Annotated in this window: 1 protein-coding gene; it reads right to left on the bottom strand. The window is 70.0% G+C overall.

Annotated elements, in window-relative coordinates:
* A partial coding sequence (locus ABD323_RS40470) for a condensation domain-containing protein (protein ID WP_344447111.1) occupies positions 1-2,310 on the bottom strand: 2,310 nt, incomplete at both ends.

The following is a 2,310-nucleotide window of genomic DNA, read 5'->3' as shown; positions in this document are numbered from 1 at the left end:
CCGCCTGCGCAGCCGCCAGGTTCACCGCACCCGCATGCGCCAACGCCACACCCTTCGGCACACCCGTCGAACCCGACGTATAAATCACATACGCCAGATGCTCAGGTCGCAGCACCGACAAGCGCTCCGCATCCGTCAGCACCTGACCGTACATGCGGGTCAGCTCCGCCACCACTGATGGGTGATCAATGTGCAACTGCGGCACCGACACCGAATCAGGGATCACTGCGGCCGAAGTCGACGAAGTCAGCACGAGCGCCGAATCGGCGTCCGCCAGCATGAACTCGATCCGCGCCGCCGGGTACGAGGGATCCACCGGCAGGTACGCACCCCCGGACTTCAGGACGCCGAGCAACGCGATCACGAGGTCGATCCCACGCTCCATCACGATGGCGACCAGCGACTCCGGGCCGATTCCCCGAGCGACCAGCAACCGGGCCAGCCGGTTCGCCCGCTCGTCCAACTCCGCGTAGCTGACGCCGAAGCCATCACCCACGACGGCCACCGCACCCGGCGTCCGCTCGACCTGCGCCTCGAACAGCTGGGGCAGTGTCGAGATCGGCACCTCGACGGACGTGTCATTCCACCGGGTCAGGACGTGCTCGCGCTCAGCCTCGTCGAGTACTGCCACCTCGCTCAGGTGCAGCTCCGGATCGGCGACCACTGCCTGCACCATCCGCACCCAGCACCCAGCGAGCCTGGCGGCGGCCCCGACCTCGAACAGATCGGCCGACACCGTCAGCGCACCGCGCAAGCCCGCCGGCCGGCCCTCGTCATCGAAGGTCTCGCCGACGCTCACGTCGAGGTCGAACTTCGCCACCGACCAGTCGGTCGACAACTCCGTCGGCCCTGCCCCCGTCCGCGCACCGGGCAGTTCGAGAGCCGCCCGCCCGGTGTTCTGCACGGTGAGCATCACCTGGCACAGCGGGTGCCGTCCCATCGAGCGTGTCGGCGCCAGCTGCTCCACCAGCTTCTCGAACGGCACGTCCTGGTGGGCGAACGCGGACAGGCCGGTCTGGCGCACCCGGGACAACACCTCGCCGAAGCTCGGGTTCCCGGACAGGTCGGTGCGCATCACCAGCGTGTTCACGAAGAACCCGACCAGATCGTCCAGCGCCTCATCGGTACGGCCGGCGACAGCCGTTCCGATCGGGATGTCGCTGCCCGCCCCCAGACGGGACAGCAGCACCGCGAGCGCTGCCTGCAGCACCATGTACACCGTCACGCCCTCGGCCCGCGCCAGCGCCGCCAGCTGCGCGTGCGCCTCCGCCGAGACCTCCAGCGGGACCCGGTGACCCCGGTGGCTGGCGACCTCAGGACGCGGCCGGTCGAACGGCAGCTCCAGCTCCTCCGGAACGCCCGCCAACGCCTCACGCCAGTAAGCAACCTGGCCCGACAGCAGGCTCTCCGGGTCCTGCTCGTCACCCAACAGCTCCTGCTGCCACAGCGCGTAGTCCGCGTACTGCACGGGAAGCGGGGCCCACTGCGGCACCGAGCCCTTGCACCGCTGGGCGTAGGCGAGCGAGATGTCCCGGGCCAGCGGCCCCATGGACCAACCGTCACCGGCGATGTGATGGACCGTCACGACAAGCACCTGCTCATCGGCCCCGACGGTGAACAGCCACGCCCGGATCGGCACCTCGACCGCCAGGTCGAACGTGCACGCCATCGCCGTGGCGACCGCACCCGCCAGCTCGGCCGGCGCGACCTCTGTCACCTGCAGCTCCCATGCCAGCTCGTCGAGCGGCACGATCAGCTGATGCGGCTCTTCGTCAGCCACCGGGAAGACCGTGCGCAGCACCTCGTGCCGCCCGAGGACATCCCGAAGTGCCGACGCCAGAGCCGTCCGGTCCACGTCTCCGGACAGTCGCAGCACGGCGGGAAGGTTGTAGGTCGCGCTCGGGCCTTCCAGCTGGCCGAGGAACCACAGCCGACGCTGCGCGAAGGACAACGGCAGGCGGCTGGGGCGTTCGCCGGCCACGAGGGCTGCACGGGCCGAGCCGCCCTGCGTCAACCGGGCCGCGAGCTTGCCAACTGTCGGCGCCTCGAAGACGTCCGCGATCTGCACCTCCGCGCCCAGCACCGCACGCACCCGGCTGACCAGCCGGGTCGCCAGCAGCGAGTGCCCGCCGAGCTCGAAGAAGTCGTCGTCGACCCCGACGCTCTCCAGGCCGAGGATCTCCGCGAACGCCCCGCACAGGATGTCCTCCTGCAGGGTCATCGAGACACGACCCGTCCCGGCGGTGTGCTTGGGCGCGGGCAGGGCCTTGCGGTCGACCTTGCCGTTGACCGTCAGCGGCAGGACGTCGA

Origin of the sequence: Kitasatospora nipponensis (genome assembly GCF_039528135.1) — a bacterium.
Lineage (GTDB): Bacteria > Actinomycetota > Actinomycetes > Streptomycetales > Streptomycetaceae > Kitasatospora > Kitasatospora nipponensis.
This window is presented reverse-complemented; position numbering and strand designations above follow the sequence as displayed.